24 protein-coding genes, 2 rRNA genes and 3 pseudogenes (1 of these 29 running past the window's edge) are annotated in these 24039 nt (G+C 68.5%); 18 read left to right on the forward strand and 11 right to left on the reverse strand.

The window, feature by feature from the left end:
* Positions 1–65: 65 nt before the first annotated feature.
* Positions 66–464 carry a hypothetical protein gene (locus BTZ20_RS18495; RefSeq protein ID WP_077042361.1) on the reverse strand — a complete coding sequence of 133 codons (399 nt, stop codon included), beginning with the start codon at positions 462–464 and terminating at the stop codon, positions 66–68.
* Positions 465–648: 184 nt separating this feature from the next.
* Here BTZ20_RS18495 and BTZ20_RS18500 point away from each other — a divergent pair.
* The 5 genes and pseudogenes from BTZ20_RS18500 to BTZ20_RS18520 form a co-directional block, all read left to right on the forward strand.
* Positions 649–834 (forward strand): annotated as a pseudogene (locus BTZ20_RS18500) (three-helix bundle dimerization domain-containing protein); the annotation flags it as partial.
* A 321-nt stretch (positions 835–1155) separates the two neighbouring features.
* Positions 1156–1602 (forward strand): DUF6325 family protein, encoded by a 447-nt coding sequence (locus tag BTZ20_RS18505; protein ID WP_223263404.1) that lies wholly within the window; start codon positions 1156–1158, stop codon positions 1600–1602.
* Positions 1603–1619: 17 nt separating this feature from the next.
* Complete coding sequence (locus BTZ20_RS18510; protein ID WP_077042362.1) at positions 1620–1904, forward strand: SHOCT domain-containing protein; 285 nt, start codon at positions 1620–1622, stop codon at positions 1902–1904.
* 92 nt (positions 1905–1996) lie between these two features.
* Positions 1997–3256, forward strand: coding sequence for an MFS transporter (locus BTZ20_RS18515; RefSeq protein ID WP_077042363.1), 1260 nt, complete (start codon positions 1997–1999; stop codon positions 3254–3256).
* Between the two features lie 19 nt (positions 3257–3275).
* The gene (locus BTZ20_RS18520) at positions 3276–3629 is read left to right on the forward strand and encodes a YciI family protein (RefSeq protein WP_077042364.1); all 354 of its coding nucleotides are present in this window, start codon (positions 3276–3278) and stop codon (positions 3627–3629) included.
* Between the two features lie 11 nt (positions 3630–3640).
* Here BTZ20_RS18520 and BTZ20_RS18525 read toward each other — a convergent pair whose 3' ends face one another.
* Both BTZ20_RS18525 and BTZ20_RS18530 read right to left on the reverse strand, forming a co-directional pair.
* Positions 3641–4075, reverse strand: coding sequence for a hypothetical protein (locus tag BTZ20_RS18525; RefSeq protein ID WP_077042365.1), 435 nt, complete (start codon positions 4073–4075; stop codon positions 3641–3643).
* A 25-nt stretch (positions 4076–4100) separates the two neighbouring features.
* Positions 4101–5666, reverse strand: coding sequence for a carboxylesterase/lipase family protein (locus tag BTZ20_RS18530; protein WP_411269083.1), 1566 nt, complete (start codon positions 5664–5666; stop codon positions 4101–4103).
* Between the two features lie 165 nt (positions 5667–5831).
* On the opposite strand from BTZ20_RS18530, the gene BTZ20_RS18535 reads away from it, so the two are divergent.
* The 5 genes from BTZ20_RS18535 to BTZ20_RS18555 all read left to right on the forward strand — a co-directional run bounded on the left by BTZ20_RS18535 (position 5832) and on the right by BTZ20_RS18555 (position 8988).
* Positions 5832–6647, forward strand: a complete 816-nt coding sequence (locus BTZ20_RS18535; RefSeq protein ID WP_077042366.1) for an SDR family NAD(P)-dependent oxidoreductase — start codon at positions 5832–5834, stop codon at positions 6645–6647.
* Between the two features lie 19 nt (positions 6648–6666).
* Positions 6667–7578: a TIGR03619 family F420-dependent LLM class oxidoreductase gene (locus tag BTZ20_RS18540; RefSeq protein ID WP_077042367.1), complete on the forward strand. Its 912-nt coding sequence runs from the start codon at positions 6667–6669 to the stop codon at positions 7576–7578.
* A gap of 117 nt (positions 7579–7695) precedes the next feature.
* The gene (locus BTZ20_RS18545; protein WP_077042368.1) at positions 7696–8148 is read left to right on the forward strand and encodes an SRPBCC domain-containing protein; all 453 of its coding nucleotides are present in this window, start codon (positions 7696–7698) and stop codon (positions 8146–8148) included.
* Complete coding sequence (locus tag BTZ20_RS18550) at positions 8145–8498, forward strand: ArsR/SmtB family transcription factor (protein ID WP_077042369.1); 354 nt, start codon at positions 8145–8147, stop codon at positions 8496–8498. Before BTZ20_RS18545 ends, BTZ20_RS18550 begins: the two co-directional genes overlap by 4 nt.
* Before the next feature lie 46 nt (positions 8499–8544).
* A complete protein-coding gene (locus BTZ20_RS18555; protein ID WP_077042370.1) occupies positions 8545–8988 on the forward strand; it encodes an SRPBCC family protein in 444 nt (147 codons plus the stop codon).
* Between the two features lie 122 nt (positions 8989–9110).
* Here BTZ20_RS18555 and BTZ20_RS18560 read toward each other — a convergent pair whose 3' ends face one another.
* Together BTZ20_RS18560 and BTZ20_RS18565 are read right to left on the reverse strand one after the other, a co-directional pair.
* The gene (locus BTZ20_RS18560) at positions 9111–9884 is read right to left on the reverse strand and encodes a hypothetical protein (protein WP_077042371.1); all 774 of its coding nucleotides are present in this window, start codon (positions 9882–9884) and stop codon (positions 9111–9113) included.
* 129 nt (positions 9885–10013) lie between these two features.
* Complete coding sequence (locus BTZ20_RS18565) at positions 10014–10766, reverse strand: VOC family protein (RefSeq protein ID WP_077042372.1); 753 nt, start codon at positions 10764–10766, stop codon at positions 10014–10016.
* A 175-nt stretch (positions 10767–10941) separates the two neighbouring features.
* On the opposite strand from BTZ20_RS18565, the gene BTZ20_RS28345 reads away from it, so the two are divergent.
* Both BTZ20_RS28345 and BTZ20_RS18575 read left to right on the forward strand, forming a co-directional pair.
* Positions 10942–11361, forward strand: a complete 420-nt coding sequence (locus BTZ20_RS28345) for a hypothetical protein (protein WP_223263405.1) — start codon at positions 10942–10944, stop codon at positions 11359–11361.
* Entirely contained in the window at positions 11358–12086 is a 729-nt protein-coding gene (locus tag BTZ20_RS18575; RefSeq protein WP_262982492.1) for a hypothetical protein, read from the forward strand. The genes BTZ20_RS28345 and BTZ20_RS18575 overlap by 4 nt, the downstream gene beginning before the upstream one ends.
* Positions 12087–12107: 21 nt before the next feature.
* On the opposite strand, the gene BTZ20_RS18580 is transcribed toward BTZ20_RS18575, so the two are convergent.
* The gene (locus BTZ20_RS18580; RefSeq protein ID WP_077043818.1) at positions 12108–13886 is read right to left on the reverse strand and encodes an AMP-dependent synthetase/ligase; all 1779 of its coding nucleotides are present in this window, start codon (positions 13884–13886) and stop codon (positions 12108–12110) included.
* Positions 13887–14105: 219 nt separating this feature from the next.
* A pseudogene (locus BTZ20_RS29525) lies at positions 14106–14585 on the reverse strand (MarR family transcriptional regulator); the annotation flags it as partial.
* 35 nt (positions 14586–14620) lie between these two features.
* Between BTZ20_RS29525 and BTZ20_RS18590 the strand changes: the two are divergent.
* The 6 genes and pseudogenes from BTZ20_RS18590 (at position 14621) to BTZ20_RS18615 (ending at position 21470) form a co-directional block, all read left to right on the forward strand.
* Positions 14621–15382, forward strand: coding sequence for a GntR family transcriptional regulator (locus tag BTZ20_RS18590; RefSeq protein WP_077042375.1), 762 nt, complete (start codon positions 14621–14623; stop codon positions 15380–15382).
* Positions 15382–15609 carry a ferredoxin family protein gene (locus BTZ20_RS18595; RefSeq protein ID WP_027502301.1) on the forward strand — a complete coding sequence of 76 codons (228 nt, stop codon included), beginning with the start codon at positions 15382–15384 and terminating at the stop codon, positions 15607–15609. The genes BTZ20_RS18590 and BTZ20_RS18595 overlap by 1 nt, the downstream gene beginning before the upstream one ends.
* A 40-nt stretch (positions 15610–15649) precedes the next feature.
* The gene (locus tag BTZ20_RS18600; RefSeq protein WP_077042376.1) at positions 15650–17095 is read left to right on the forward strand and encodes an ABC transporter substrate-binding protein; all 1446 of its coding nucleotides are present in this window, start codon (positions 15650–15652) and stop codon (positions 17093–17095) included.
* Between the two features lie 86 nt (positions 17096–17181).
* Entirely contained in the window at positions 17182–17979 is a 798-nt protein-coding gene (locus tag BTZ20_RS18605; RefSeq protein WP_223263826.1) for an ABC transporter permease, read from the forward strand.
* On the forward strand, positions 17976–18779 hold the full coding sequence (locus BTZ20_RS18610) for an ABC transporter ATP-binding protein (RefSeq protein WP_077042377.1): 804 nt from the start codon (positions 17976–17978) through the stop codon (positions 18777–18779). The genes BTZ20_RS18605 and BTZ20_RS18610 overlap by 4 nt, the downstream gene beginning before the upstream one ends.
* Positions 18779–21470 (forward strand): annotated as a pseudogene (locus BTZ20_RS18615) (fumarate reductase/succinate dehydrogenase flavoprotein subunit). The gene BTZ20_RS18610 and the pseudogene BTZ20_RS18615 overlap by 1 nt, the downstream one beginning before the upstream one ends.
* A 21-nt stretch (positions 21471–21491) precedes the next feature.
* On the opposite strand, the gene BTZ20_RS28355 reads toward BTZ20_RS18615, so the two are convergent.
* The 4 genes from BTZ20_RS28355 to BTZ20_RS18630 form a co-directional block, all read right to left on the reverse strand.
* The gene (locus tag BTZ20_RS28355) at positions 21492–21683 is read right to left on the reverse strand and encodes a GNAT family N-acetyltransferase (protein ID WP_262982495.1); all 192 of its coding nucleotides are present in this window, start codon (positions 21681–21683) and stop codon (positions 21492–21494) included.
* Positions 21677–22282 carry a hypothetical protein gene (locus BTZ20_RS18620; protein ID WP_223263407.1) on the reverse strand — a complete coding sequence of 202 codons (606 nt, stop codon included), beginning with the start codon at positions 22280–22282 and terminating at the stop codon, positions 21677–21679. The genes BTZ20_RS28355 and BTZ20_RS18620 overlap by 7 nt, the downstream gene beginning before the upstream one ends.
* 97 nt (positions 22283–22379) lie before the next feature.
* Positions 22380–22496 (reverse strand): 5S ribosomal RNA (gene rrf / locus BTZ20_RS18625).
* Between the two features lie 129 nt (positions 22497–22625).
* A 23S ribosomal RNA gene (locus tag BTZ20_RS18630) occupies positions 22626–24039 on the reverse strand; it runs 1715 nt beyond the window's last position.

The following is a 24039-nucleotide window of genomic DNA, read 5'->3' on the forward strand; positions in this document are numbered from 1 at the left end:
TGTCGGACTTGTCACCGAATTGTCCTGCTTTCCAATGCAATTCCGGGTCAGACCGTGTTTCCGGGTCAGACTGCCTGCGGCTTCCAGGTCGACACGGCCCAGATCACCACGACATCGAGGGCGATGATCAGCACCGACCACCATGGGTAGTACGGCAGCCACATGAAGTTGGCGATGATCGAGATCGCCGCGATCACGATCGCCGCGATCCGCGCCCATCCGGCCCCTGTGAACAGCGCGACACCGATCGCCGCCACCACAACGCCGAGCACGATGTGGATCCAGCCCCACGTGGTGAGGTCGAACTTGTAGGTGTATTCGATGCCGACGACGAAGACCTCGTTCTCGGCCACCGCGGCGATCCCCTGGAAGAACTGGATGACGCCCACGGTCACCAGGATGACGGCCGCCCCCATCGACGTACCCGCCGCGATTCCCTGTTCGGCCGGCGACTTCTCAGACATGACGGTCCCCTTCCTCGCAACCGAATGGTGCTATGTCTCCATAGTCCGCTCCTCCCACCGTTTACATCGCGGATTCGAAGATCAAATCCCGCTGCGCACTGGACGCGTCCGCGGTCTGAACCGTGCCTGTCCTGAGTCCCTTTCGAGTCTTGACCGGGTGGTGAACCGGGCAGACGATGTATCGATGGCCGGGGATGACGAACTGCTTCAAGTCGAACACGTCATCGCGCGTCTGATCGCTCGATACCCCTCCGCGTCGCCGATCGACATCGCGCACACCGTGTGGACGATTCATCAGCGTTTTGCCGACGGCAAGGTGCGCGACTTCGTTCCCCTGCTCGTCGAGAAGGCGGCCCGTCGGGACATCGCGGGCTGGGCGACCACGCCGCCGGCCGCTCCCACCGCGTTGTCGCGGCCCGCTGCCCAGGCCGGTGAAACGGACGCACCAGCGACTCTGGGGCAGCGGCGACAACGTCGAGCCACTCGATGGCCCGGTTTCCTGGCCGCGTGGCCCTCTAGGTGAGATGCTGGCATGCGTCGGGGAAGGGCCGTGATGCCGCGGTTGCCCCCTGGTCCGAATCCATTCGCCGAGAGCAGCATGCGGGGCTGACAGCAGGCCGCCGCACCCCCGATCGTGAACCACCCGAACACCGTTCTGACCACGGCCATCTTCAACGAGAGAGGTCCTGTAGTGAACAACGAATTCGACGAAGTCGGGCCCATCGACTACCTCGTGGTGGAGTTCCCCGCCGACCGGCAGCCGGACGGCTCGGCATTGCCGATGCTCCGCGACCTGGTCGACAACGGCATCATTCGCGTGCTCGACCTCGTGTTCGTCCGCAAGGACACCGACGGATCGATGGCCGGGATCGCGATCGACGACCTCGGTTTGGAGGGCGGCATCGACGTGACGCTGTTCGCGGAGGCGTCGTCGGGACTGGTGAATCCAAGCGACGTCGAGGAGGCAGGCGCCATCCTCGAACCCGGCTGTTCCGGAGCGATTCTCGTCTACGAGAACCTGTGGGCCGCCCCGTTCGCCACGGCGCTGCGCCGCGGCGGCGCGCAACTGGTGGCCTCGGGCCGCATCCCCCTGCAAGGCATCATGGCGGCACTCGACTCGCTCGACGCCGACAGCTGAAGACGAAGGAGCACACCATGCCTGGACTACTCCGTGGCGTCGCGCGTACCGCAGTCGTGGCCGGGACCGCGACCGCCGTCTCGAATCGGGTCTCCCGTCGCCAGGGTCAGCGATGGAACGCCGAACAAGCCCAACAGGCGCCCCCGCAGGCCGCCCCGCCACCGCCGCCGCCCGCCGCCGCACCACCCTCGGGCGGCGTCGATCGCATCACCGCACTGAAACAACTCGCCGAACTCAAGGATCAAGGAGTTCTCACCGAGGACGAATTCAATGCGGAGAAGGCCAGAATCCTGGCCTCCTGACCACACCGCCGCGCGGGCAAAAATCGCTCGCGCGGCGGTGGCGGGTTCGCTAGCCTCGGGACATGTCTCCTCCAGCCTGAGAGAACCCCGACATGACTGCGACGACGGCCACGGCCGCACGCCGGTACACGCCCCTGGTCCTGATCAACCTCGCGACGTTGCTCTCGGCCACCGGCAACGGCATCACCATCGTCGCTCTGCCCTGGCTTGTCCTCGCACAGACCGGCCGGGCCACCGACGCCGCCGTCGTCGCGGGTGCCGCCACCCTGCCGCTGCTGCTCTCGAGCCTGTTCTCCGGCACGGTGGTCGACCGGTTCGGCCGTCGCCGCACCTCGCTGGTCTCCGACTTCCTGTCCGCGGTGTCGGTGGCGCTGATCCCGGTGATGTCCGCGACGGTCGGGCTGTCGGTGGGTGGCATCGCGGCGCTCGCCGCCCTCGGCGCCGCATTCGACCCGGCGGGCATCTCGGCCCGCGAATCCATGCTGCCTGCCGCGACGAGGGAGGCCCGGTGGTCGCTGGACCGGGTGAACAGCCTGTACGAGGCCAACTACAACGTCGCCTACCTGATCGGCCCCGGCATCGGCGGCGTGCTGATCGCCACGGTGGGCGCGGTGAACACCCTGTGGGTGACCTCCGTCTGCTTCGCGCTCTCGATCCTCACCATCGCCTTCCTCCGACTCGAGGGCGCGGGCACGCCCGATCACGAGACCAGGCCGGAATCGATGTGGAGCGGCACGCTCGAGGGCCTGAAGTTCGTGTGGCACAACCGGTTGCTGCGCACCCTCGCGCTGGTGGACATGGCGATCGTCGCGCTGTACATGCCGGTGGAGAGCGTGCTGTTCCCGGTCTACTTCACCGAACGCGGCGAGCCCGCTCAGCTCGGATGGGTGCTGATGGCGATGAGCGTCGGCGGGGTCATCGGCGCCCTGATGTATGGCGCGCTCGCCGCCCACGTCAAGCGCAGGACCCTGATGCTGCTGGCGGTGACCGCGCTCGGTGGGTGCATGGTCGGCATGGCGTTCCTGCCCGCGCTGTGGGTCACGCTCACCCTGGCGCTGCTGGTCGGCCTGGTGTTCGGGCCGGTCGGGCCGATCGCGAACTACGCGATGCAGACCCGCAGCCCCGAGCACATGCGCGGCCGCGTCGTCGGCGTCATGACATCCACCGCGTACGCCGCGGGCCCGCTCGGCTACCTGCTCGCAGGCCCGCTGATCGACGCGGTCGGCCTGCGGATCACCTTTTTCGCGCTGTCCATCCCGGTCCTGGTGATCGCCGCCGTCTGCTTCACGCTGCCTGCGTTGCGCGATCTGGATGCACCAATGGCGGAACCGGTCGACACTCGAACGCACTAGAGGGTGAGAGAGGAACGCCATGACGCAGTACCTGCTCAGTGTCTACCAGCCCGACGGACCGGTCCCCGCGCCGGAGATCCTGGAGGGGATCATCGAGGACATCGACGCCCTCAACCAGGAACTCAAGGCCGCGGGCGCGTGGGTGTTCGCCGGCGGCCTGTACCCGCCGGAGCAGGCGACGGTCCTGCGACCGAAGAGCGGCGAGGTGCTCGTCACCGACGGCCCGTTCGCACAGGCCGAGAATCATCTCGGCGGATTCACGATCATCGAGGCGCCCGACCTCGACACCGCGCTCGGCTGGGGCCGCAAGCTCGCGGCCGCGACCACCCTGCCCATCGAGGTCCGGCCGTTCCAGCAAGGCCCCGAGGACTGATCAAGCGCCGGTCAGCGCGAGACGACCAGCAGGAAGCCGCCGCCGCCCGGCTCGATCTTGGTGTCCAGCGTCAGCTCGGGCGCCAGCCGGGACAACCGGTCCAGCAGCCAGGCGGAGGCGTCCTCGGCGTCGGACTTCGAGGGGCATCGCGCGACGGCGACCCGTCCGGGCTTGCGGGTGAGTTGCTCGACGACGCCGATGATCGGCGCCGGGTCGATCACGAACAGCGCGTCCGACCACGGGACCACCGGCTTGATCGCGCCCTTCTTGGTGTTGCAGGCGCGGTGCGCGAGCCGCTCCGGGCCGCCCTTGCCCTTCTTGGCGGTGTTGATGCTGTCGATGCTCGGACCGCGGGGGTCGTTCACCGACATGTTCGGGTCGACGGGTTCGTCGCACAACCAGCAGCGCCACGATTCTCGTTCGCCGACCTCATCCAGCTTGCTCATGCGCATGACGCTACAGCGGTCCCGGTCACCGGAACCCCATCACCTTGTCGCCCCACGCGGCCCGCAGCTCCTTGTCGGGGTCGCTCGCCAGGGTGTCGGTCTTGTCGATGAGCAGCGTCGCCCTGGTGTCCTCGCGGTACGGCGCCCAGTGCTTGGACGCATCGAGCGCCGCGGGCACACCGTGCTGCGCGAACGCCAGCCACCGCCGCTGCACCCGGCCGGAGACCTCCAGCGCGGCCTTCCGCCCGCCGAGCCAGAAGGTCGGGTCGTGATTGAGGGTGCCGAAATTGCCGAACACATAGGGCAATTCGGTGGCGTGCCCGGCGCCGACCCTGGCCGCCCACAGCATCGGGGTGGCGTGGTCGAACCGGTACACCCAGGTGGGCGAGTGCTTGCTGTGCGCGTCCGCGATCCACAGGCACGGCATCCGGAAGGCCGCGTCCCGCGACACCGCGAGGGCACCGCTGGTCTTCGACCAGTCCGGGTAGGCCGAGATGATCTCCGCGACGCGGATCGCGGGCAGCTTCGGATGGTCGGCGGCGATCGCGGTGAACATCTGGTTCACGGTGTCCGCGGTGACCGGCATGATCGGCGACCTGGTCAGCCGGAAGATCGACGCCTCGTCCTTGTTGGTGCCGATGATCAGCGGGATGCGATGCGCGAATCCCTTCTGGAACGCGGCGACCGGGTACCGCGGCACCAGGTCGCCGTCGACCACGGGAGCCATCGACAGCGTGCCCGGCACCGAGGTCGTCACCTCGTCGAGCAGCACGTCACCCGCCGCGGTCAGCTTCTCGATCGGCAGCTCGCACAGCCGGCCGGTCTCGCCCTCGCTCACACCGACGATCTCGAGGAAGCGCCTGGCCACCGTCGCGGCCCGCTCGGCACCGTAAACCGATGTGGCGGGAGCACTTTGCACGATGGCCTTGTGGAAGAGACCCTCCGCTCGCGGTGAGGTCATCAGCGTCGTGATCGACCCGGCGCCCGAGGACTCCCCGAACGCGGTGACGTTGTCCGGGTCCCCGCCGAACGCGGCGATGCAGTCACGCACCCATTCGAACGCGGCGATCATGTCGCGGAGCCCGATGTTGGTCTCGAACGGGTGCTCGTCGGTCGAGAAGGCCGACAGGTCGAGGAACCCGAGCACGCCGGTCCGGTAGTTGACCGTGACCACCACCACGTCGCCCAGCTCGGCCAGCCGTCTGCCGTCGTACACGCTCTGCGACGACGAGCCGACGCAGTACGCACCGCCGTGGATCCAGACCATCACCGGGCGCGGCGTTCCGTCCGGGCGGGGTGCCCACACGTTGAGCGAGAGGCAGTCCTCGTCCGCGACCGAGCCCGGTTCCATCGGCACCTGGACCGTCTTGGCCTGCGGGGCGATGGGGCCGAAGTCCCTGCAGTCGCGTTCGCCCAGCCACGGGGACGGCGCGACCGCGGTCCGGAACCGCCGGGCGGCGCCTGCGGCGGCGTACGGGATGCCCTTCCAGCTGAACACCGTGCCCGTCGCGTAGCCGCGCGCGTCGCCGTCGCGGGCGGACACGGTCAGCGTCTCGGCCGGGGTCGCGGTCACATCCAGTCCGGTGGGCACGGCAGCCTCCTCGCAGCGGGATCCCAGCCAACGTACCAAGGATGTGCGACCACCTGCGGGAACCGGCGGGGGCACCGGGAGGCACGCCACGCCCGGCACCAACCCCGCTCCCGTTGATCGGGAAGGACGACTGCGCCGTCGACGGCGGTGGTCTGTGATGGAGCCATGCCATCACAAGCCGCATTCACTCCTGGCGCCCTGCTGTCGGGACGGCGCGCGGTCGTCACCGGCGGTGCGGCGGGCATCGGCGCGGCCGTCGCGCGGTCGTTCGCCGCTCATGGCGCCCACGTCCTGGTCGCGGACCTCGATCCGGTCACCGAGCTCGGGTTCGACCCCGCCGCGGGCGGATCGATCGAGGCCATCGAGGCGGACGTCCGCACGGACCCGGTACCCGCGGCGCTGCTCGAGCACCGGCCGGACATCCTGGTGAACAACGTCGGCCACTACCTCCGCCCGCCGCGCCCGTTCGCCGAAAACCAGCCCGACCTGTGGGAGCAGCTGCACGAGGTCAACCTCGGTCACGTGCTGCGGCTCACGCACGCCCTGCTGCCCGGCATGGCCGAGCGCGGCCTCGGATCGGTCATCAACCTCACCTCCGTCGAGGCGCACCGGTCGATGCCAGGGCACACCGTCTACTCGGCCTACAAGGCCGCGCTGATGCAGTTCACCCGCTCACTCGCCGCCGAGGTCGGCCCGGCGGGGATTCGGGTCAACGCCATCGCCCCCGATCTCATCGAGTCGGTGCAGGTGCCGTATGCCGAGCTGGTGCCTGAGGAGCAGGCGCCGCTGTGGCCGACATGGTCCCCGCTCGGCGGCCCCGGGCAGCCGGAGGACGTGGCGGGCGCCGCCCTGTTCCTGGCGTCCGACCTGTCCCGTTTCGTGACCGGCGGGACCATCCATGTCGACGGCGGCACGCACGGCGCGGGTGGCTGGGTGCCGCGCGCATCCGGCGGCTGGACCAACCGCCCCCTCAATCCCTGACCAGTTCCGAAGGATCACCATGCCAACGCTCAGCCTCAACGTTCCGAACTTCGGGAACCTGCTCGCCGCAGACGATTTCGGACAGCTGCTCAAGGTCTGCCGGGCCGCGGACACCGCCGGGGTGGACCGGCTGATCCTCACCGACCACGTCGTGATGGGTCCGGACACGTCCGCCTACTCGTGGGGCGCCTTCCCCACCGACCCTGACGCGCCGTGGCTGGAACCGATGACGGTGCTCGCGCTGGTGGCCGGGCAGACCGAGCGGATCCGGCTCGGCACCGGGATCGTGATCGCCGCGCTGCGCGGCGGTGCGGTCCTGGCGAAGACCGCCGCGACACTGGACTTGCTGTCCGGCGGTCGGGTCGACCTGGGCGTCGGGACCGGCTGGCAAGCAAAGGAATACGAGGCGGTCGGGCTGGACTTCGCCAAGCGCGGCCCGCTGCTCGACGACACCCTCGCGGTGTGCCGGGCACTGTGGGAGGGCGCGCCCGCCGCGGTCGCCCGCCCCGGCATCACCTTCGACGACGCGTATTGCTCGCCCCGGCCTGCGCCCGGTCGACGCATCCCGATCTGGGTGTCCGGCACGCTGTCGAAGGCGGTGGTCCGCCGCCTGACCACCTGGGGCGACGGCTGGATCCCCATCATGGGCGCCACCGATGACGACCTCGGCGCGGGAATCGAGCAGCTGCGCGGCGCTTTCGCCGACGCGGGCCGCGACCCGGCCGAGCTCCAGGTTCGTGGGCGGCTGACCGTCGAGCGGACCGACAGCGGCGCGGTCGACCTGCCCGCCACCGTCGCGAACGCGGCGGCCCAGGCGCGGCTGGGTGTCACCGACGTGAGCGTCGCCCTGCAGGCCCTCGACGCCGACCCCGACGCGGCCACGGCCGTCCTGCCCGAACTGGTCGCGGCCTTCCGCGCGGAGTTCGGCTAGCCCCGCGCCCCGCCAGCACCGCTTCCGCTCAATATGCAACCAATGGTTGCGTGATGCCGAACGCTCGGCTAGCGTGATGTGCAACCAAACGTTGCATATCGAGGAAGGGTGCAGAACATGGAGTTCGGCAGCATCGAACGAGAGATCTACGTCGACGCCTCCCCCGAGGTGGCCTTCGAGGTGGTCAGCAGCCCCGAGCACATCTCGGAGTGGTGGACCGACCACACCGAGTTCGAAGCCACTCCCAGCGCGGTCGGTGAGCTCGTCTGGGGCGACAGGGCCAAGGTCGTCCCGATCAAGGTGGTGAACGCCGAACCGCCCCGTTTGTTCTCGTTCCGCTGGTGCTACCCCGAGGGCAAGGTCGTCGACTCCGCCGACTCGCTGCTGATCACCTTCGAGCTCACCCCGTCCGGCTCGGGCACCAGGATCCGGCTCACCGAGACCGGGTTCCGGGAGATGGGCTGGGAGGCCGCGAAGTTGGAGGAGCAGTACCTCGACCACAGCACCGGCTGGGACCGATTCGTGCCCCGGCTCGGGGAGTACCTCGCGCGGCTGGTGTCCACCCCGTGAGCACCGCCGTCGACGACGACCTGTGGTCCGCGGTCGGGGATCCGACCCGTCGGCGGATGCTCGACCTGCTCCTGGCGGCCGGCGACGGCACGGCCACCAGCCTCAGCGAGCAGCTGCCCGTGACACGGCAGGCCATCGCGAAGCATCTCGGCGTGCTCGACCGGGTCGGCCTGGTACACGCCACGCCTGCCGGGCGCGAGAGGAGGTATCGGGTGGACGAGGCGCAACTCGCTCGTGCGGTCGCGCAGTTGTCCTCGGTCGGGGCGGCGTGGGACGCCAGGCTCCAGCGGATCAAGCGCATCGCCGAGGCGATTCAGCGCACCAAAGACCAACGCGACACACAGCACTGAATTCGACAGGTCATTCGAAAACCAACACGGGAAAGAGGGACCGAAAATGGTAGACATCCTGCACAGGGTCGGTATCAAGTCATCGACGGCCGAGGTCTACGCGGCCTTGACCACAGCCGAGGGGCTCGCCGCCTGGTGGACGACCGACACCAAGGGCGAAGGCAACGACGTCGGCGGCGTGCTCCAATTTCGTTTCGGGGCAGGCGGATTCGACATGAAGGTCGACGAACTCGTGCCCGGCAAGCGAGTCCAGTGGGAGGTGATCGACGGACCGGAGGAATGGGTCGGCACCCATGTGATCTGGGACCTCGATCAGGTCGACGACTACACCGTCATTCTCTTCAACCACCAGGGTTGGAAGGAGCCGGTGGAGTTCATGCACCACTGCAGCACCAAGTGGGCGCTCTTCCTGATGAGCCTGAAGTCGCTGATCGAAACCGGGACGGGCGCGCCGGATCCGCACGACGTCAAGATCGACAACTGGAACTGATCGACCCACCCGGGGCACCAGCCCGCGTCTCGCCGAGTGTGCACCTGCCGGGGCATCGCCCGAGAGCGACCGCCGGCAGGTGCACACTCGGCGCATGCGGCGGCCGGACTGGTCGGCGGCGGCTATCCGGCGCGGCGGGATCCGAGCGGCGCGCGGTCGGCGCCCTCGATCTGCCAGAACGTCCACCCGTCCCTGGTCTCCACGTCGCCGCTGATGTGGCTGGCGACGGCATTGGCCGCGACGGTCGGGTTGTCGAAGCGGCGGCCCTCCATCGGCCCGCGGGTGATCTCGAGCCGACCCGTCTGCTCGTCGTACATGCCGACGAGCCGGTAGCCCTCGAAGTCCGCGACCACCTGCAGCCTCAGGTCGACGACCTCTTCGACGACCGCGGACTTCTTCGTACGGGTGATCGGCACCAGCTTCGGCCGGCTCGGCTCGGCCGCCGCGCCGACGGGCTTGCGACTGGGGTCCTTGACGTCGGACAGCCCGAGCAGGTCCCAGCGTGCGCGGCCGTGCTCCACCCGCTCGACGGCGATGGCGTGGCTACCCGTCCGGGTGCGCCCGGGAACCTCCTTCACCCACAGATCGACCTCGCTGTGGATGTCGGCGGCGACCTCCTCGGACGGGACGACGAAGTACTCCTCCGGGGAGGTCGCCAGGTCGACGAACACCCAGAACTGGGATCCCGTGTCATCGGTGTCCAGCGCGCCGTCCTGCTTGCGCGCCTGCCAGTCGCCGTCGAGCTTGGTTCGCACCCGCACCACGCAACTGCCGTCGCCGACGCCCCATACCTGAACCGGGTTACGCCGCGAGTGGGTGAGCCGGACCGCGCGGCCACCGCGCTGGACGACCTCCGAGATGAATGCCTGAATGCCCAGGCTGGCAGTGTTCTCCATGGTGTCCGTCCGTGCCGCTCAGCCCGTGCAAATGTGAGAGCAGTGGGGCGACGGGCGACGCGGACACGACTCGGTCTCTGACCTCCACCTTACGTGCATGTGGGCGCGCCGTGACCCACAGCACGGAGATCACCGTTCTTGCAGCACCGAGAGGACGTTGCCGGCCGGATCGGTGAACCAGGCGATGTAGGGTCCACCGCCCCGGAAGATGCCCCGCTCGTCGGCCTCCAACCCCGGGTACCGCTCGAAGGCCACGCCCCGCTCGCGCAGCGCGTCGACCGCCGCGTCGATGTCCTCGACCGGGAAGTTCAGGATGGTGTACGTCGCCGGGGTGTGGTCTTCCTTCGGGTACACCAGCACCGTCTTACCCCCGCCGACCTGCAGCGCGAGCAGGCCGAACTGCTCGGTGACGGTCAGGCCGAGGGTGTCGCGGTAGAAGGCCGCAGCCACCTCGATGTCGTCGACCGCGAAGCCGCTGTACGGCGCCGAGTTCAGCGTGGTGGACGGGGCGGGTACCCGGGCGGCCAGGTATCGCGCACCGAGCTCGATGATCTGGAAGTAGTTCCCGTCCGGGTCGATCAGCGTCCCGAACAGCATCCCCTCGGAGCGTTCCTCGAGCCGGACCAGCCAGTCGGCACCCATCTCGTCCAGCCGGGCCGCGACCGCTGCCGCGTCGTCCACGTGGAAGTTGAGGATTGTGCGGCCGGGCTCGGGGTTCTTCTCGGCGACATCGTCGCGCTTGTCGAACAGGACGCTGACGCCGCCGAATCGGACGTCGCCGTCCGGGGTCGGTGCGGCGTCGAACGCCCGGCAATACCAGTCCCGAAGGCGATCGGGGTCCGCGCTCGCAAGCAGAATGGAACCGAGGTCGGGGCTGGTCATGTGTCCTCCCGGATGCGAGTGCCGGTCTCGACACTGCACCCGACCGGGCCCTGGCGCAAGGGCGACCCGCCGGGAGGACCTGCTCGATTTACGAAAACGTAGCTTCCCCACGGGCGATGCCCGGCAACTACGGTTCGCCAGGACACCAGCACCGACCGACAGAGGGATGTTCTCAGTGAAGCGTGCGCACTTCTCCCCGCTGGCCCCGCTGCTCGTCGCGGCCGTTGCGTTCGGTGGCGTCGCCATCGGCTCCCCCGCGACCGCGGCCCCGATCCTGCCTGCGCCCGGCGGCGACACCGCCATCGGCGTGACCGACCTGAGCCTCGTCGACCGCGACCGCGAGGACCCCTGGGCGCCCGGCACCCGGCGCGAGCTCGCCGTGACCGTCACCTACCCCGCCGCGTCCGCGATCGGGCGCGAACCCACCGAGTACCTCCCGGGGACCGGGCTCCGGACGAACGGCCACCTGGATGCGCCCGTCGCCGAGAGCGGACGACGCTCGCTCCCTGTGGTGCTCTTCTCCCCCGGGTTCTACATCCCCGGACGCTCTCGACCGGGACCGCCGAGCACCTCGCAGGCCGCGGGTACGTGGTGATCAGCATCGATCACACAGGCGACGCCCTGGCCACGGTCTTCCCCGACGGCCGGGTCGTTCCGCAGCGGATGACCGACTCGTACTCGGACGCCACCCTGCGCAAGGCCATCGACGCCAGGGTCGCCGACGCGAGGTTCGTGATCGATTTCGTCGAGTCGCTCGCGCGCGGGGAGGCCAAGGAGGTGCCCCTCCCCGAGGGTCTCGCCGACGCCGTCGACCCGTCCAGGATCGGCATGTTCGGCCATTCGATGGGCGGCGCGTCCACCGCCGAGGTGCTGCGCACCGAGCCCCGACTCGACGCAGGCGTGAACCTCGACGGCGCCCTCTTCTACGGCACGGCGCCGAGCCCGATCGTCACCGAGGGCACCACCCGTCCCCTGCTGAGCGTCATCAGCTCGCTGCACGCCGACAGCCCCGAGGGCCGGGAACGGTTCTGGGACCAGTACTTCCGGACGCCCCGCGGGTGGAGCCGCGTGTACGCGATCGCCGACACCGGGCACGCCAGTTTCACCGACGCCGAGCACTTCGTCCCGCAGAGCGTGCCCGACCTCCCGGCCTTCCAGATCCCCGGCGGCCTTAGCCTCGGAACCGCCCCGCGACAGGAGGTGACGAGGACGATCGACGGCCTGATCACGGCGATGTTCGATCGCCACCTCAAGGACCGGCAGGACCCGGTGCTGGAGAATCCGACGCCGCGGTACCCGCTCGTCCGCGAGGTCCGCTGAGCGCGCCAGGGCCGAATCGGGTCAGCGGTACAGCGCGTCGATCTCGTCGGCGAAGCGCTCGGTGACCACCTTGCGCTTGATCTTCAGGGTGGCGGTCATCTCGCCGTCGGCCTCGGTGAGGTCGCGGTGCAGGATCGCGAACTTCTTGATCGCCTCGGAATGCGAGACGGTGCTGTTCGCGTCGTCCACCACCTGCTGCAGCGCGGCGTGCAGGTCACGGTCCTCGCTCAGGTCGGCGACGGAGGCCGAGGCGGGCTTGCCGTTCTCGCCCTTCCACAGCGCGAACACGTCCGGATCCACGGTGAGCAGCGCGGCGATGAAGGGGCGCGCGTCCCCGACGACCACGGCCTGCGAGATCAGGGCGTGCGAGCGCATCCGGTCCTCGAGCGGGCCCGGCGAGACGTTCTTGCCGCCCGCCGTGATCAGCAGGTCCTTCTTCCGTCCGGTGATGGTGAGGAAGCCGTCCTCGTCCAGCTCGCCGAGGTCGCCGGTCCGCAGCCAGCCCCCGTCGAAGGTGTCGGCCGTGGCCTGCTCGTTGTGCCAGTACCCGCCGAACACCACACCGCCGCACAGTTCGATCTCGCCGTCGGCCGCGATCCGAACGCCGTTGCCGCCCATCGGCCGTCCGACGGTACCCATCTTGTGCGCACCCGGGATGTTGACGCAGTGCGCGGCGGTGGTCTCGGTGAGTCCGTAGCCCTCGTAGATCGGCACGCCGACGCCACGGAAGAAGTGCCCGAGGCTGGGCATCAGCGCGCCGCCGCCGGAGATGGCCCACCAGCACTCCCCGCCGAGCGCGGCCAGGAGCTTCGAGTAGACGAGCCGGTCCGCGACCCAGTGCTGGGCGCGGAGCACCGGGGACGGCCCGCCCGCATCGAGCGCCTCGCTGTAGCGGACGGCGGTCTTCTCGGCGAAGTCGAAGATCGCCTTCTTGGCGGCGCCGCCCTGCGCGGCGCTGTGCGCGGCCGAGTCGCGAACCTTCTCGAAGACCCGCGGCACCCCGAGGATGGTATGCGGCTGGTACCGGGCGAACTGCCCGACGACGGTACTGAAGTTCGACCAGTGCGCCTGCGCCCCACCGGCTTCGAACATCGCCAATGACACGGCGCGGGCGAGGACATGGGCGAGCGGCAGGAAGGTGAGCATCCGGTTGCCGGGCTTGGCCACCTCACCGATGCTGGCGCTCAGGATGCCGCGAACCTCGGACAGGAAGTTGCGGTGGGTGAGAATGCAGCCCTTGGGCCTGCCCGTGGTGCCGGAGGTGTACACCAGCGATGCCAGGTCGTCGGCCCGGATCGCCGCGACCCGGTCGTGCACCTCGGCATCGTCGAGATGCGCGCCCGCCGCGATCAGCGCACCAACCGCGTTGTCGTCGATCTGGCGGACACCCAGTCCGGAGCCGTCGAAGGCCGAGGCGTGCCGCTCGGTTTCGACGATCGCCGTCACCGCGCCCGAATCCTCTGCGATCCAACGGATCTGGTCGGGCGAGGACGAGTCGTAGATCGGTACCGAGGCCGCGCCCGCCGCCCAGATCGCGAAGTCGAACAGTGACCATTCGAACCGGGTGGCCGACAGCAGGATCACTCGGTCTCCCCGGGCCACACCTCCCGCGATCAGGCCCTTCGCGACGCCGACCACCAGATCCGCGAACTCGGCCGCGGTGACGTCGACCCAGTCGCCGCCGATCGGTCGGCTGAACAGCACCCGCTGGGGTGCCTCCTGCGCGTGCCGGTAGACGGATCGGACGAGGGCGTCGTCGTCCGCGATGGCGAACTGGGCTTCGGTGGTGAATTCACGCACGGGGGTCTGCTCCGATGCTCTGGTCGGTGTCATGGTCTGCGGTACTGGTGCGGAACCGGTGCAGCATGCGGGCGAGGTCGGCGATGTCCGCGGACGACCAGTCCCGGACCCGCTCCCCACCTCGTCGCGGCGACGCCGGTCGGCGCCGGTGAGGACGTCGCGGCCCGCGTCCGTGAGGCTGAGCGGGTGCCCACTGCGGATCGGTCCGGGTTCGGCCTGGACCCACCCGGCGTCGACGCATCCGCGCAGCTGCCGCGACACGGTCGACCGGTGCACCCCGAACGCCTCGGAGATCTCGGTCGCCCGGCATCCCGGATTGCGCTCGATATAGGAGAGCACCGAGTGCTGGGCGAAGGTGGGCAGCCCCTCGGCGGGACGCTCCCCCGTCATCAGCTGGCGGACCAGGTGCACGAGCTCCTCGTGTACCTGGGCGACGGCCGCGGTCGATCGTTGTTGCACAACGCAACTATAAACCCGCCCAGACGCCGTACGACTCGGGCCCGGGCCCGGACGGCGAATCCGAACATTCGGATCAGCGTGATCCGAACTCCGCCGCGCCCCCTCGCGGCGGCGCAATCGCGCACCGGCCCGTCGTTTGCCCAGGTACGCCCACACCGCGGGTGGCGCAATCGCCTCACCACCCCGACAGCCGCGAAGTGAGCGGCCAGCAGCCCGCGAAACCGCCACTACTGTCGGCATTCGTCCAGGTCACCGGCCCCGAAGGAGGGAAGCAGATGAGCGCAGCCATCGAGCCGCCGCCGAACCGCCGCTCCCGCGCCGATCGGGCCCGCCAGGTCGCGGACGTACTGCGTCAGCAGACCCTGGCCGGCGCGTTCGCGGGCACCCTGCCGCCCGAGCACGACCTCGCCGTCGAGTTCGCGGTCTCCAGGAACACCGTGCGAGCCGCCCTCGCGCTGCTCAAGGACGAGGGCCTGATCGACCGCGCGCCGCGGGTCGGCACCCAGGTGTCCGGGCGCAAGTTCGACCACGGCATCGACACCCTGCTAGGCCTCAAAGAGACGCTCCGCGAGCACGGCGAGGTGCGCAACGAGGTACGCGCGGCCCTGCGCCTCGTGCCTCCGCCCGCCGTCGCTCGCCGCCTCGAGTTGGACCGGGGCGAGCCCGCGGTCTACATCGAGCGGCTGCGCTACCTCGGCGACCTGCCGCTCAGCCTGGACCTGACCTACCTCGTCCCGGACCTCGGCGAGGAACTGCTGCGCCGCGACCTCGCGGGCAACGACATATTCGCCCTGATCGAGGAGGTCTCGGGCAGGCCGCTCGGATCGGCCGAGCTGGCCATCGAATCCGTCAACGCCGACGCACACACCGCGGCCGCGCTGCAGGCCCCCGAGGGCGCCGCGCTGCTGCTTCTCGAACGACTCACCACCCTCGACGACGGCAGGCCCGTCGACCTCGAGTACATCCGCATGCGAGGAGACCGCATCACCATGCGGGGCAACCTCTTCCGCACGAGCCAACCCTGGGAGCTGACCTGATGGCACTGGTCAACCAACGCGCCGACGTCCCCGTCACCATTGATGAGTCGCTCTGCATCGAGGGGTGCACCCTCTGCGTCGAGATCTGCCCGCTGGACTCGCTGGCGATCAACCCGGACAACGGCAAGGCCTTCATGCACGTCGACGAGTGCTGGTACTGCGGCCCCTGCGCGGCCCGCTGTCCCACCGGCGCGGTCACCGTCAACATGCCCTTCCTGCTCCGCTAGCCGCCTGGCACCGGACAACTCGACCACCAAGGACCCGAACATGAAACGCCGCATCCCCGCGGCGGCGATGGCCGCTGCCCTCACCACGGCCCTGCTCGCCGGCTGCTCCCTCGACAGTGACTCCGGCGGCGGCGCGGGCGGCGCGGACGCCGTGCCCGTCGTCATCGGCTACCAGTCCAAGACGATCAACACGGTCACCGCCGGCACCCTCCTCAAGGCACAGGGCTACCTCGAGAAGCGCCTGGCGGCTGTCACCGAGCGGACCGGCACCCCGTACTCCGTGCAATGGCAGGACTACGACACCGGCGCACCCATCACCGCCCAGATGGTCGCCGAGAAGATCGACATCGGTTCGATGGGCGACTATCCGATGCTCATCAATGGGTCCCGAACCCAGGCCAACCCGCGCGCGAAGACCGAGATCGTCTCGGTCACCGGGTACAACCCCAAGGGCGCGCTGAACATGGTTGTGGTGCCGCCGGATTCGACGGCAACAGGGCTCGCCGACCTGGCCGGACAGAAGGTCTCCGCCAGTGTCGGCTCCGCCGGCCACGGCACCCTGGTGCAGGCCCTCGACCGCGCCGGACTCGACCCCGCCACCGGAGTCGAGGTGCTCAACCAGCAGCCACAGGTCGGCTCGTCCGCGCTCGAGTCCGGGCAGGTGGCCGCGCTGTCACAGTTCGTGGCGTGGCCGGGCCTGCTGGTGTTCCAGGACAAGGCGAAGCTGCTCTACGACGGCGCGGAGCTCAACCAGCCGACGCTGCACGGGGTGGTGGTGCGCGAGTCGTACGCCGAGCAGCACCCCGAGGTGCTCGACGCCTTCCTGCTCGCACAGCTCGACGCCACCCGATTCATCCGCGGCGAGCCCCTCGAGGCGTCGCGGATCGTCGCCGAGCAGAGCGGACTGCCGCAGGAGGTGGTCTACCTCTACAACGGCCCCGGCGGCACCTCGTTCGACCCGACCCTCAAGCCCCGCCTGGTCGATGCACTGAAAACCGATGTGCCCTACCTGAAGTCGATCGGCGACTTCGCCGATCTGAACATCGACGGATTCGTCGACGACGCGCCGCTGCGTGCCGCCTACGCGGCCGAGGGCATCGAGGCCTACGACGCCGCGGTCGCAGTCACCACCAACCCCACGGCCCTGACCGGAACCGACCCCGTGTGCGGAGTCCCCGTCGCCGAACCCACGCAGGCGGGCGAGCTGTGGTTCGAGGGCGCGACACAGACGGAGCCCGCGACCGACCCCACCTGCCTCCTGCGCTCGGTCAAGAAGGCGCGCGCCGAGGGCAGGGGAATCCGGGCCGCCTACGTTCCCGACGCGGAACTGGGCACCCGCTGGTTCGCGGACAAGGCGGTGTGGGTGCGCGACGGAGCTCGCTTCCTGCCCTTCACCACGGCGGCCGCAGCGGAGCGCTACCTGCACAAGAACCCTGCAAGCGTCCCGATCACCTACGACCGCGCCGTCGAGGAGGTCCGGCAGTGACCGCGTCCGTGACCGCCCCCGGCACACGGGCGACCGCCCCGGAGCCGGTCGTGCCTGCGGAGGACGCGACGCCCGACCCCGGCGCGGTGAACCGGACCGACGGGCCCGCCCGGTGGCGGTCCAGGGCCATCCGGATCACCTCGGTGATCGCCGCGGTGCTGGCCTGGCAGTTGCTGACGGCCAACGGCGTTCGACTGTGGCTGCGGTTCGACACGTTGCCGACGGTGACCGAGATCGTCTCGGCGTACGGCGAACAGCTCCAGACCGACCTCTTCTACCTGGACCTCGGTCAGTCGCTGATCCGGATCGTGTCCGGGTTCGGCCTCGCCACGGTGGCGGGTGTGGCCGTCGGCATCGCGCTCGGACGCTCCCGCCTGTTCGCCGACACCGTCGGCCCACTGACCGAACTGGCGCGGCCAATCCCGGCGATCGCCATCGTGCCGGTGGCGATCCTGCTGTTCCCCAGCGACGAGGCAGGCATCGTCTTCATCACCTTCATCGCCGCCTTCTTCCCGATCATGGTCAGCACCCGGCACGCGGTGCGGGCGCTCCCGACCATCTGGGAGGACTCCGTGCGCACCCTGGGCGGCAGCCGCTGGGACGTCCTCGGCCGCGTGGTGCTCCCCGGGATCCTGCCCGGGCTGTTCGGCGGGCTGTCGGTCGGCATCGGGGTCGCGTGGATCTGCGTGATCTCCGCCGAGATGATCTCGGGCCGACTCGGGGTCGGCTACCGCACCTGGCAGGCATACACGATCGTCGACTACCCGGGCGTCTTCGTCGGCATGATCACCATCGGCGTCCTCGGGTTCGCCACGTCCGCGGCCGTCGAGCTGCTCGGCCGCCGCGTCACCCGGTGGCTGCCCCGAGGGGAGAACACCAGATGACCACGGCAACAAGCGAATCGAAGGCCACGGCGGGCATGTCGTTGGCCCTGGACGGCGTCACGCTGTCCTACACCGGCACCCCCGTGGTCCGTTCCCTGTCCCTGACCGCCCTGCCCGGTCAGATCCTGGTCCTGACCGGACCCTCCGGCTGCGGGAAGTCGACGGTGCTCCGGGCCCTGGCGGGTCTGCTGGCGCCGGACTCCGGCCGCATCCTCGCGGACGGAGCCGCCGTCACCACCACCTCGCGGGATCGCGCGGTGGTGTTCCAGGACAACGCGCTCCTGCCGTGGCGCACGGTCCGGTCCAATATCGAACTCGCCCTTGCGCTTCGCGGACAGCCGAGGTCGGGGCGCAGGCGCGACGCGGAGCGATGGATCGAGGAGGTCGGGCTCACCGGCTTCGCTGACTTCCTGCCCAAGAACCTCTCCGGCGGTATGCGTCAGCGGGTACAGCTGGCGCGCGGCCTGGCCGGTGCGCCCCGGGCCGTGATGATGGACGAACCATTCGGGGCGCTCGATACCCAGACCCGCGCGACCATGCAACGCCTGCTCGTCGAGACCTGGCGCACGCACCCCACGACGGTGGTCTTCGTGACCCACGACGTGGACGAGGCGGTCCTGCTCGGCGACCGGGTGGCGGTGCTCGGGCACGCGGGCGCCCCGCTGCGCACCATCGTCGACGTGCCACGGCCGCGCGAACGCGACGCCCTCGACCACCCCGACACCCGAGCCGCCCGCACGAAAGTCCTGGCCGCGCTGGGCCACCCGAGCGTCGGCCCGACGAACACCCCGGAGAACTGATGGACATCCCAGACCTGGCCGACACCATCCGTCTCGATTGCGACGTACTGGTCATCGGCGGCGGCACCGCAGGCACGATGGCCGCGCTGACCGCCGCCGAGAACGGTGCCGACGTGCTGCTGCTCGAGAAGGCACACGTCCGGCATTCCGGCGCGCTGGCCATGGGAATGGACGGCGTCAACAACGCCGTCATCCCTGGCAAGGCAGAGCCGGAGGACTACGTCGCGGAGATCACCCGCGCCAACGACGGAATCGTGAACCAGCGCACCGTCTACCAGACCGCGACCCGCGGCTTCGCGATGGTGCAACGGCTCGAGAAGTACGGCGTCAAGTTCGAGAAGGACGAGTACGGCGAATACGCGGTCCGCCGGGTGCACCGCTCGGGTTCCTACGTGCTGCCGATGCCCGAGGGCAAGGACGTGAAGAAGGCGCTGTACCGGGTGCTGCGGCAGCGGAGGATGCGCGAGAAGATCCGGATCGAGAACCGACTGATGCCGGTGCGGGTGCTGACGGATCGGGGTCGGGCTGTCGGTGCGGCGGCCCTGAACACCAGGACCGGGGAGTTCGTCGCGGTCGGGGCGAAGGCCGTCATCCTGGCGACCGGCCCCTGCGGACGGCTCGGGCTGCCCGCGTCGGGATACCTGTACGGCACCTACGAGAACCCGACCAACGCCGGCGACGGCTATTCGATGGCGTACCACGCGGGGGCCGAGCTCAGCGGCATCGAGTGCTTCCAGATCAACCCGCTGATCAAGGATTACAACGGACCGGCCTGCGCGTACGTCGCGAACCCCTTCGGCGGCTACCAGGTCAACGCGCAGGGCGAACGCTTCGTCGACTCCGACTACTGGTCGGGGCAGATGATGAGCGAGGTCAAGCAGGAGATCGAATCCGCCCGAGGCCCCATCTACCTCAAGGTCAGTCACCTGCCGACCGAGACCCTGGACACGCTCGAGTCCATCCTGCACACCACCGAACGGCCCACGCGCGGAACGTTTCACGTGAATCGTGGCCACGACTACCGCACCCACGACATCGAGATGCACATCTCCGAGATAGGTCTGTGCAGTGGACATTCGGCGTCCGGCGTGTGGGTGGACGAGCACGGCGCGACGACCGTGCCCGGGCTGTACGCGGCAGGCGACCTGGCGTGCGTGCCACACAACTACATGATCGGTGCCTTCGTGTACGGGGACCTGGCGGGTACCCACGCCACCGGCACCCTGCCTGCAGTGGACGCGCCCACCGAATTGCCCACCGATCAGCTGCGCGAGGCGCACGAGCTGATCTACCGGCCGCTCCTGCACCCGGACGGACCGCCGCAACCGCAGGTCGAGTACAAGCTGCGGCGGTTCGTCAATGACTATGTGGCGCCCCCGAAGACCGCGACCAAGCTGTCCATCGCGGTCGAGACCTTCGAGCGGATGACCACGGAGATCGAGGGCATGGGGGCGACCAGCCCGCACGAGCTGATGCGGTGCGCGGAGGTCTCGTTCATCCGGGACTGTGCGGAAATGGCATCGCGCAGCTCGCTCACCCGCACGGAGAGCCGGTGGGGTCTGTACCACGAGCGGGCGGACCTACCCGGCCAGGACGACTCCGAGTGGGGGTACCACCTGAACCTTCGCAAGGGCGCCGGGGGCGAGATGGAGTTCCTCAAGCGCCCGGTGGCACCGTACTTCGTGCCGGTCCCTGGACTGGACGACCTTCCTCCCCGTGATCAGCGGGTCGTACCGGTGACACAGCCGCCGCTTGTGGGCGGGCGCGCGCCGGTCGAGTCCCCCACTCGGGTCGACGCCAGTCCCGCACGAGCAGAGCCCCGCTCCCCCGGATCGTGGAGATCCTCGGACTCGACAGTCCGACCGCGGCACAGCTGCGCCCCTATCTGATCGATGCGGACCCGCAGGTGCGCTCCACCGCCATCGCCACGCTGACCGAGGCCACCCCCGACGGCTTCGACAACCTACTCGTCGACGCCCTCGGGGACGAGGACGCCGCCGTACGCCGGACGGCCGCGGAGGGACTCCGCGAGCTGGTAGAGGTGCTGCCCGCGGCGGACGGGCTGGCACTCCATCTCGCCTCCGGCGACGCGATCGTCCGGTCCACCGTGGTCGACCTCCTACGAGCACTGCGCACCGGGACGGCGGCGCAGTACCGCGCGGCGCTCGCCGACGTCGACCATCGGGTCCGCATCGAGTCGGTGCGCGCGCTGGTATCCCTGGACGACTGGCAGACGGTGGCCACCGCATCCGAGGACGAGAATCGTGAGGTGCGGATCGCCAGCGCCCAGGGCCTCGCGACAATCGGCCTCGGGGTCTCGAGGCGGTCCGCACCCTCGCGGCCGATCGTGACCCCCTCGTCCGCGCGGCCGCGCTGACGGCATTCGCCTCGCTGCGCCCCACCGAGAACGATGTGGCGCTGGCCGTCGCCGGGCTGACGGAGTCGGCCTGGCAGATCCGGCAGGGCGCGGCCCGTGCCCTCGCCGGTGCACTCCCTGAGGACGCGGTGCCCGCACTCGAGACGGCCCTCGGCGACGTGCACCTCGATGTCCGCAAGGCCGCCGTGCTCACGCTCACCACCTGGGTGGAAGACCCTGCGGCACAACAGGTACTGAGCATCGCGATCGACGACTCGGACGCCGACGTGCGTGCCTACGCCCGGCGCGCGCTCACCGAACGGGTCCGGGCCTGAGACACGGGTCCGACACTCGGTTCACCCCCGTCGCAGCGCGTATTCGGTATACGTGCCGACGGGGGTGAATCCGATCCGCTCGTACACGGAGGCACCGTCTTCGGAGGCCTGCAACACGACGCGCTCCGCGCCTTCCCTCCTGACGTGGTCGATCGCCGCCAGGGTCACCGCCGTCCCATATCCCCGCCGGCGATGGTCCTCGTGGGTCACCACGCCATAGAGGCCGGCAACACCGGCTGCGAGATGAATCTCCGCCCCGCCACCGGTTCTCCAGCGCGATAACCGACGACGAAGGTGCTGGCGCACTCGCCACTCAGGATCGCCGACCCCGCGGCGTCGAAGTAGTCGAACACCGCCGATGAGGGCGGCGTCCAGTTCCTGGCCATCAGGTCCGCGTAGTCACGCAACTGCTCGCGATTGGTCACATTCACGACTGTCAGGACCGCAGGCGGCGCGGGCGACGGAATCTCCGTCATCAGCGCGGTCATCGCCAGCTCTGTCTCCGACGGCCGAACGCCCCTCGCTCGCAGCAGCTCTCCCAGGTTCGAGGGCGTCGAGGTCGGCGCCACCCACCACGAGAACGGACGACCGGCCGCGCGCACCGTGGCCAGAATCTCCTCGAGCCGCGCCTGCGCCGTGTGCGGCGCCAATCGCGCCCGGCACACGATGTTGAAGGTGTCATCGTCCAGTCCGCTGTCCGCGATCAGGATGTCGCCGGATTCGTATACCGTCGCGCCGCCGACCGTGGGATGCAGGTGCGACGCATGAGACGCGAGATTGAGATCCATTGCTTCCACCAGGTCGTCACCCACAACGCGATCCTAGTTGTGCTCAACAGACCCTGGATATGCGAAATGCCTCGCATCGCAGTCTCTTTCAAGACTGTGATGCGAGGCATTCGCAATTTATGTTCGGCGGTGTCCTACTCTCCCACACCCTGTCGAGTGCAGTACCATCGGCGCTGGAGGGCTTAGCTTCCGGGTTCGGAATGGGGCCGGGCGTTTCCCCTCCGCTATGGCCGCCGTAACTCTGTGAAATTTTCACACGGAACCTGGTCACAATCCAAATCGATGTGATCATCGATGGAATCGTTTCCGGTTCTTGAAACAAATCGTGTGTTGTTTCAGATACCGCACAGTGGACGCGTAGCTTCTTTGTGGTAAGTCCTCGGCCTATTAGTACCAGTCACCTGCACACGTTACCGTGCTTCCAGTTCTGGCCTATCAACCCGGTGGTCTGCCGGGGCCTTACCCCTCAAGGGGGTGAGAAACCTCATCTTGGAACAGGCTTCCCGCTTAGATGCTTTCAGCGGTTATCCCTTCCGAACGTAGCTAACCAGCGGTGCTCCTGGTGGAACAACTGGCACACCAGAGGTTCGTCCGTCCCGGTCCTCTCGTACTAGGGACAGCCTTCCTCAAGTTTCTAACGCGCGCGGCGGATAGAGACCGAACTGTCTCACGACGTTCTAAACCCAGCTCGCGTGCCGCTTTAATGGGCGAACAGCCCAACCCTTGGGACCTACTCCAGCCCCAGGATGCGACGAGCCGACATCGAGGTGCCAAACCATCCCGTCGATATGGACTCTTGGGGAAGATCAGCCTGTTATCCCCGGGGTACCTTTTATCCGTTGAGCGACACCGCTTCCACTTGCCGGTGCCGGATCACTAGTCCCGACTTTCGTCCCTGCTCGACCTGTCAGTCTCACAGTCAAGCTCCCTTGTGCACTTGCACTCAACACCTGATTGCCAACCAGGCTGAGGGAACCTTTGGGCGCCTCCGTTACATTTTGGGAGGCAACCGCCCCAGTTAAACTACCCACCAGGCACTGTCCCTGAACCAGATCATGGTCCGAGGTTAGATGTCCAATACGATCAGAGTGGTATTTCAACAATGACTCCACGAACACTGGCGTGCCCGCTTCACAGTCTCCCACCTATCCTACACAAACCGAACCGAACACCAATACCAAGCTATAGTGAAGGTCCCGGGGTCTTTTCGTCCTGCCGCGCGTAACGAGCATCTTTACTCGTAATGCAATTTCGCCGAGTCTATGGTTGAGACAGCTGAGAAGTCGTTACGCCATTCGTGCAGGTCGGAACTTACCCGACAAGGAATTTCGCTACCTTAGGATGGTTATAGTTACCACCGCCGTTTACTGGGGCTTAAATTCTCAGCTTCGCTCCGAAAAGCTAACCGGTCCTCTTAACCTTCCAGCACCGGGCAGGCGTCAGTCCGTATACATCGTCTTACGACTTCGCACGGACCTGTGTTTTTAGTAAACAGTCGCTTCTCACTGGTCTCTGCGGCCCCACCCAGCTCACGGAGTAAATCCGATCACCAGACGAGGCCCCCTTCTCCCGAAGTTACGGGGGCATTTTGCCGAGTTCCTTAACCATAGTTATCTCGATCGCCTTAGTATTCTCTACCTGACCACCTGTGTCGGTTTGGGGTACGGGCCGTGTAAAAGCTCGCTAGAGGCTTTTCTCGGCAGCATAGGATCACTGAATTCGCCTCAATCGGCTATGCATCACGTCTCAGGATATGTGTGGCACGGATTTGCCTATGCCAC

Origin of the sequence: Rhodococcus sp. MTM3W5.2 (assembly GCF_001984015.1) — a bacterium.
Classification (GTDB): Bacteria; Actinomycetota; Actinomycetes; order Mycobacteriales; family Mycobacteriaceae; genus Rhodococcus_G; species Rhodococcus_G oryzae.

Excerpts from the sequence above, each read along its gene's own strand:
- BTZ20_RS18495 (WP_077042361.1), bottom strand. The coding sequence starts at position 464 with ATGTCTGAGAAGTCGCCGGCCGAACAGGGAATCGCGGCGGGTACGTCG.
- BTZ20_RS18600 (WP_077042376.1), top strand. The coding sequence starts at position 15,650 with ATGAAACGCCGCATCCCCGCGGCGGCGATGGCCGCTGCCCTCACCACG.
- BTZ20_RS18535 (WP_077042366.1), top strand. The coding sequence starts at position 5,832 with ATGCCATCACAAGCCGCATTCACTCCTGGCGCCCTGCTGTCGGGACGG.
- BTZ20_RS18515 (WP_077042363.1), top strand. The coding sequence starts at position 1,997 with ATGACTGCGACGACGGCCACGGCCGCACGCCGGTACACGCCCCTGGTC.
- BTZ20_RS18565 (WP_077042372.1), bottom strand. The coding sequence starts at position 10,766 with ATGACCAGCCCCGACCTCGGTTCCATTCTGCTTGCGAGCGCGGACCCC.
- BTZ20_RS18510 (WP_077042362.1), top strand. The coding sequence starts at position 1,620 with ATGCCTGGACTACTCCGTGGCGTCGCGCGTACCGCAGTCGTGGCCGGG.
- BTZ20_RS18555 (WP_077042370.1), top strand. The coding sequence starts at position 8,545 with ATGGTAGACATCCTGCACAGGGTCGGTATCAAGTCATCGACGGCCGAG.
- BTZ20_RS18520 (WP_077042364.1), top strand. The coding sequence starts at position 3,276 with ATGACGCAGTACCTGCTCAGTGTCTACCAGCCCGACGGACCGGTCCCC.
- BTZ20_RS18590 (WP_077042375.1), top strand. The coding sequence starts at position 14,621 with ATGAGCGCAGCCATCGAGCCGCCGCCGAACCGCCGCTCCCGCGCCGAT.
- BTZ20_RS18540 (WP_077042367.1), top strand. The coding sequence starts at position 6,667 with ATGCCAACGCTCAGCCTCAACGTTCCGAACTTCGGGAACCTGCTCGCC.
- BTZ20_RS18525 (WP_077042365.1), bottom strand. The coding sequence starts at position 4,075 with ATGAGCAAGCTGGATGAGGTCGGCGAACGAGAATCGTGGCGCTGCTGG.
- BTZ20_RS18595 (WP_027502301.1), top strand. The coding sequence starts at position 15,382 with ATGGCACTGGTCAACCAACGCGCCGACGTCCCCGTCACCATTGATGAG.
- BTZ20_RS18610 (WP_077042377.1), top strand. The coding sequence starts at position 17,976 with ATGACCACGGCAACAAGCGAATCGAAGGCCACGGCGGGCATGTCGTTG.
- BTZ20_RS18545 (WP_077042368.1), top strand. The coding sequence starts at position 7,696 with ATGGAGTTCGGCAGCATCGAACGAGAGATCTACGTCGACGCCTCCCCC.
- BTZ20_RS18560 (WP_077042371.1), bottom strand. The coding sequence starts at position 9,884 with ATGGAGAACACTGCCAGCCTGGGCATTCAGGCATTCATCTCGGAGGTC.